At 37.6% G+C, this 5,868-nt stretch carries 7 protein-coding genes; all 7 read left to right on the plus strand.

Going from position 1 to position 5,868, the window contains the following annotated elements:
• Positions 1-94: 94 nt before the first annotated feature.
• The 7 genes from KI356_RS24190 to pcp are packed head-to-tail and all read left to right on the plus strand — an operon-like array spanning position 95 to position 5,681.
• Complete coding sequence (locus KI356_RS24190) at positions 95-847, plus strand: IclR family transcriptional regulator (RefSeq protein WP_212936688.1); 753 nt, start codon at positions 95-97, stop codon at positions 845-847.
• A gap of 14 nt (positions 848-861) precedes the next feature.
• Positions 862-1,575 carry a 5-oxoprolinase subunit PxpB gene (gene pxpB, locus KI356_RS24195; protein WP_212936689.1) on the plus strand — a complete coding sequence of 238 codons (714 nt, stop codon included), beginning with the start codon at positions 862-864 and terminating at the stop codon, positions 1,573-1,575.
• Positions 1,566-2,555, plus strand: coding sequence for a 5-oxoprolinase subunit C family protein (locus KI356_RS24200; RefSeq protein ID WP_128280464.1), 990 nt, complete (start codon positions 1,566-1,568; stop codon positions 2,553-2,555). The genes pxpB and KI356_RS24200 overlap by 10 nt, the downstream gene beginning before the upstream one ends.
• Before the next feature lie 18 nt (positions 2,556-2,573).
• Positions 2,574-3,335 (plus strand): 5-oxoprolinase subunit PxpA, encoded by a 762-nt coding sequence (gene pxpA, locus KI356_RS24205; RefSeq protein WP_212936690.1) that lies wholly within the window; start codon positions 2,574-2,576, stop codon positions 3,333-3,335.
• Between the two features lie 22 nt (positions 3,336-3,357).
• The gene (locus KI356_RS24210) at positions 3,358-4,053 is read left to right on the plus strand and encodes a DUF969 domain-containing protein (protein WP_002120438.1); all 696 of its coding nucleotides are present in this window, start codon (positions 3,358-3,360) and stop codon (positions 4,051-4,053) included.
• Between the two features lies 1 nt (position 4,054).
• A complete protein-coding gene (locus KI356_RS24215; RefSeq protein ID WP_128280462.1) occupies positions 4,055-5,017 on the plus strand; it encodes a DUF979 domain-containing protein in 963 nt (320 codons plus the stop codon).
• A gap of 16 nt (positions 5,018-5,033) precedes the next feature.
• Positions 5,034-5,681, plus strand: a complete 648-nt coding sequence (pcp, locus tag KI356_RS24220) for a pyroglutamyl-peptidase I (RefSeq protein WP_212936691.1) — start codon at positions 5,034-5,036, stop codon at positions 5,679-5,681.
• The last annotated feature ends 187 nt before the right edge of the window (positions 5,682-5,868 follow it).

The following is a 5,868-nucleotide window of genomic DNA, read 5'->3' on the forward strand; positions in this document are numbered from 1 at the left end:
ATAGAATTTAAAGAATATTTTATAATTTAAAATTATAAGTTTGTTTCGAAAAACGGAATTTAAGTTCCGAAATTCGGAACTTAAAGGAGATAGGATGAGTATAAATAAAACGGCAGTTAAGACAATGGATATTTTGGAGTTGTTTTATGAGCATGAAGAGCTAAGTTTAACAGAGATGGTTCAGCTTACGAATATGCCGAAAACATCTGTTTATCGTTTAATTGGCTCGTTAGAAGAAATGGACTTTTTACAAAAAACAGAAAAGGGAAAGTATCGTCTCGGAGTCGTTTTTTTACGATTTGGTCAACTTGTTTCACAAAGGTTATCCGTCAGAAATATTGCGATACCTTATATGAAAGAGCTTAGAGATAGTTTAGGGCAAGCAGTAAATTTAATTATTCAAGATGGTAATGATGCAATTTATGTTGAGAAGATGGAAGGAGTTCAGCCGGTACGTGTTTATACGGCGGTTGGAAGAAGGGCTCCGCTATATGCTGGTGCATGTCCTAGAATTTTACTATCGTATTTTTCAGAGGAAGAGAAAAGAAAGTACGTAGAGGAAACAGATTTAAAACAGTTTGCAGATGGAACGATCGTGAATAAAGAACATTTACTAGAAGTGTTACATATGGCAAAACAAGCTGGATATACAATTAGTTATTCTGAATTAGAAAATCATACAGCGGCTATAGCAGCACCAATTTTTGCAAGTGATGGAACTGTTGTAGCGGGTATTAGTATTTCAGGTGTAGCAATTGAGTATAGCGAAAGTAACATTTCATATTTTACTGCGAAAGTGAAAGAAACAGCATACCGCATTTCGAAAGAACTCGGCTTTTGGGTATAGAAAGAGGGAGTGGGATGAAATTTTCTGCGTTAGGAGATCAAGCAATTATTGTTACATTTGGTGAAGAAATTAGGATGGATATATACGAAAAAGTACAACGATTATTTCAAGCACTGCAGCAGCACCCGTTTGCAGGAATGATCGAATGCGTTCCGTCGTTTACTTCATTAGCGGTTTACTACAATGTGTACGAAGTATGGAAGGAAAATGATAGAAATGTAAGACCATATGATTACGTATGCCAGTACATAAATGGACTATATGATACTAATAAGGAAGAGCTGAAAAGAGATGTGAAACATATTTCTATACCAGTTTGTTACGGGGGAGAATATGGACCTGATTTAGAAGAGGTTGCACATTATCAAGGATTACAAGTAGAGGATGTTATTCGAATACATAGTGAAACAACATATTTCGTGTATATGTTAGGTTTTACACCTGGGTTCCCTTATTTAGGGGGATTATCGAAAGAACTAGAAACACCTAGAAAAGAAACACCAAGGTTACAAATTGCCCCTGGTTCAGTAGGGATTGGCGGAAATCAAACGGGTATTTATCCGCTTGAAACACCAGGGGGCTGGAATATTATCGGCCGAACACCTATGTCTCTATTTAATCCAAAAGAAGAAACACCAACATATATTCAAAGTGGTATGTATTTACGATTTATACCAATAACAAAGGAAGAGTACGTATCGCTTGAGGGGGCTAAAGAATGGATGTAGAGATTTTGCATGCAGGGATGTTTACAACAGTCCAAGATTTAGGGAGATTTCATTATCAGCAATACGGTGTGCCTGTTGGCGGTGCTATGGATAAAAATGCACTTAGGCTAATCAATATGTTAGTCGGTAATGAAGAGAATGAAGCGGGACTCGAAATTACAATAATGGGACCTAAATTGTTAATAAAGAAAACGACATTGCTTGCGATTGGCGGTGCGGATATGGAACCATTGTTAAATGGAGAACGCATTCCATTATGGCGCCCTATATTAGCTGAAGAAGGAAGCATGCTTTGCCTCGGAAAAGCGAAAAGCGGTTGCAGAGCCTATGTGACTTTTGCGGGCGGTATAAATATTGATCGTACGATGGGAAGTAAAAGTACTTACATACGTGCTGCTCTTGGTGGTATTGAAGGGAGAATGCTGAAAAAAGGAGATTATTTTCAAATTGGTACAGGGGCAGAAGTTGCGAGTCGTTTCATCCAAAGTTTAAAAGAAGAAGAGCGTATAAAAACGAAGTGGGTAATTTGCAACGATGCTTTACCAAAATATAAGAAGTATCCTATTCTTCGCGTCATAACAGACTTTGAATATGATCAATTCACAGAAGAAAGTATAAAGTCGTTTTTTTCGAAAGAGTATAAAGTATCCAATTATGCTGATCGCATGGGATATAGGCTTGACGGAGAGGTTTTAAATAGAGTTGAAGAGATAGAAATTTTATCGAGCCCCGTTACATTTGGAACAATTCAAGTACCAAATGGTGGACAACCTATTATATTAATGGCGGATAGGCAAACGACAGGTGGTTATCCGAGAATTGGAAATGTAGTTTCAGTAGATTTACCTCTTCTAGCGCAGCTGAAACCAGGAGACTATGTAACTTTTGAAAAAATAACTATGGAAGAAGCTGCACAATTATATATAAAGCAGGAAACAAGTATGAGTCTATTAAAGAAATTCATCGCTTTACGAAGCTGAGATTAGGAGGAAAACATCGTGACTACAATCGATTTAAACTGTGATTTAGGAGAAAGTTTTGGAGCTTATAAAATGGGGAATGATGATGAAATTCTTCCGTTCGTTTCCTCTATAAACGTTGCTTGTGGTTTTCATGCTGGTGATCCGGCCGTTATGCGGCAGACGGTTGAAAAAGCTCTGGGGCATAATGTAGCGATAGGGGCACACCCTGGATTTCCTGATTTAATTGGATTTGGAAGAAGGAATATGCATGTTTCAGCAAGTGAAGTATATGATTATGTTTTATATCAAATTGGAGCATTAGACGGATTTGTTAAAGCAGCTGGAGGGAAAATGCAACATGTAAAACCGCACGGTGCCTTATATAATATGGCGGCAACTGATTCGGAAATTGCGGATGCAATCGCAAAGGCAATTTATCATATTAACCCTGGATTATTACTTTACGGATTGGCGAATAGTGAGGCATTTATAAAGGCAACAGAAAAATATAATATAACTCTCGTACAAGAAGCTTTTGCTGATCGCACGTATAAGCAGGATGGAACTTTAACGAGCCGTACAGAAGAAAATGCTCTTATAAAAAATGAAGACGAAGCAATAAAACAAGTACTTCAAATGGTGAAGGAAGGGTATGTAGAAGCGGTTAATGGGGAGAAAGTAGCAGTTCAGGCGCAAACGATATGTTTACACGGGGATGGAGAGAAAGCAGTCCAATTTGCGGGGAGAATATACAGAACATTCGAACTTAACGGTGTTTCTATATGCGCACCGAAATAAAAAATGAGGGGAAGTGCTAGAAATGATTAAATTAATCGGGATATTACTTGTTGCAGTTGGGTTTTTATTTAGACTAAATACATTGTTAGTAGTTATGGTTGCAGGTATTGTTACTGGTATGGTTTCAGGCTTAAGCTTTTATGATGTGATTAGCATGTTCGGTAAGTTTTTCATAGAAAATAGATATATGTCTATGCCGATTATACTGACTTTACCGGTAATCGGAATTTTAGAGCGTTATGGATTGAAAGAAAGAGCTGAGGCACTTATAACGAAATCAAAAGGAGCAACAACAGGAAGAGTATTAATGTCATATTTTACGATAAGAGAATCATCCGCAGCACTAGGGCTGAATATTGGTGGTCATGCGCAAACAGTGAGACCGCTTGTTGCACCAATGGCAGAAGGAGCTGCACAAGGTAAATACGGTAAACTTCCTGAAAAATTAAGAGAAAAGATTAAAGCAAACGCAGCAGCTGCAGAAAACACAGCTTGGTTTTTCGGAGAAGATATTTTTATCGCAACTGGTGCCATCTTATTAATGAAAGGATTCTTCGATTCAGTAGGTATGCATGTCGGAGTATGGGATATGGCGCTTTGGGGTATTCCAACTGCAATATCTGCACTAATTGTGAGCTGGATTAGGTTTAGAAGATTTGATAAATATATAGAGAAAACAATGAAGGCAGAAGAAAAAGAAGAGAAGGAGGCAATATAATATGAACATCATAACTATGGATACAATCTATTATGTATTAGGTATAATCGTTGCCTTTATCGCTGTGCGTATTGCATTCGATCGTGAACATCCAAACAGATTTGGTTCTAGCTTGTTTTGGGCATTGTTCGCAGTTACATTTTTATTTGGAAATGTAATACCTTCGTTTTACGTTGGCTGTATCGTACTCGCTATGGTCGTTTTAGCTTCATTGAATAAAGTAACAAAATCTGAGGAAAAAGAAGTACCAGTGCAAGAACGTGCGAAACATGCTGAGAAATTAAAGAATAAAATTTTTATGCCTGCACTGTTAATACCTATTTTTACAATTATCGGTACACTGACATTAGGGAAAATCAAATGGGGAAATGTCTCTCTTGTTGATCCTGATAAAGTAACGTTAGTTGCATTAGCGTTAGGTGCATTACTCGCATTCGTTGCAGCGATGCGTATTACAAAAGCGAAAATAACAACGCCTGTTCAAGAAGGAAGCAGATTACTACAGGCTGTCGGCTGGGCTGTTATTTTACCACAAATGTTAGCGGCGCTTGGCGGTATTTTCGCAAAATCTGGCGTTGGCCAAGTCGTTTCTGATTTAGTCGGACAAGTGTTACCGACAGAGTATCCATTCGTTGCTGTTATGGCGTACTGTTTAGGAATGATGCTGTTTACAGTCGTAATGGGGAATGCATTCGCCGCGTTTGCAGTAATCACTGGTGGAATCGGCTTACCTCTAATTGTACAAATGCACGGCGGGAACCCAGCAATTATGGCAGCGCTCGGTATGTTTGCTGGATATTGCGGAACGCTCATTACGCCAATGGCAGCAAACTTTAATATTGTTCCGGCAATGCTTTTAGAACTGAAAGATAAGAACGCTGTTATTAAGGCGCAAGTACCAATTGCTCTTTCCATTTTCATTATCAATATGTTTATCATGTACGGCCTTGTATATCGTTTCTAATTAGGAGAGTGAAACTATGAAAACAGTATTATTAACAGGATTTGATCCATTTGGAGGAGAAAATATCAACCCAGCTTGGGAAGTCGCAAAAAGTTTACATGAAAAAACAATCGGAGAATACAAGATTATAAGTAAACAAGTTCCAACTGTATTTCATAAATCAATAAGCGTATTAAAGGAGTATATAGAAGAACTAAAGCCTGAAATGATTATATGTATCGGACAAGCTGGGGGTAGACCAGATATTACGATAGAACGAATAGCAATTAATGTTGATGATGCAAGAATTGCTGATAATGAAGGAAATCAGCCAGTGGATGTACCGGTTGTAGAAAAAGGACCTGCTGCCTATTGGTCTACGCTCCCAATGAAAGCAATCGTTAAAAAACTTCGTGAAGAGGGCATACCAGCTTCTGTATCGCAAACAGCAGGTACATTCGTTTGTAATCACATATTTTATGGCCTTATGCATGAACTGGAGAAACATGATCAGAAAATAAAAGGCGGATTTGTTCATATACCGTTTTTACCAGAGCAAGCTAGTAACTATCCAGGGCAACCGAGTATGTCACTTTCTACGATTAGTAAAGGAATAGAGTTGGCAATTGAGGTAACGACGGAAGTGGAGTTAGATATTGTAGAATGCGGGGGCGCGACGCATTAAGTAAAAAGTATGTTAATTAAAGAGGGCTAATGTAGCCCTCTTTGTGTATTTATATTAATAACAATTGATTATATATATATATAATGATTTTATAAGTTCATGAGATTTTAATATATTTTGATATTAAAAGAGTAATTGCTAAATATCCACCTATTATTTGTAAAAAAAATGTGAGATAATCTTTTTA

This window comes from Bacillus hominis, from assembly GCF_018332515.1.
Classification (GTDB): domain Bacteria; phylum Bacillota; class Bacilli; order Bacillales; family Bacillaceae_G; genus Bacillus_A; species Bacillus_A hominis.

Bases quoted from the DNA above. Each gene is read 5' to 3' on its own strand.
- KI356_RS24190 (WP_212936688.1), top strand. From the start codon at position 95: ATGAGTATAAATAAAACGGCAGTTAAGACAATGGATATTTTGGAGTTG.
- pxpB (WP_212936689.1), top strand. From the start codon at position 862: ATGAAATTTTCTGCGTTAGGAGATCAAGCAATTATTGTTACATTTGGT.
- KI356_RS24200 (WP_128280464.1), top strand. From the start codon at position 1,566: ATGGATGTAGAGATTTTGCATGCAGGGATGTTTACAACAGTCCAAGAT.
- KI356_RS24210 (WP_002120438.1), top strand. From the start codon at position 3,358: ATGATTAAATTAATCGGGATATTACTTGTTGCAGTTGGGTTTTTATTT.
- KI356_RS24215 (WP_128280462.1), top strand. From the start codon at position 4,055: ATGAACATCATAACTATGGATACAATCTATTATGTATTAGGTATAATC.
- pcp (WP_212936691.1), top strand. From the start codon at position 5,034: ATGAAAACAGTATTATTAACAGGATTTGATCCATTTGGAGGAGAAAAT.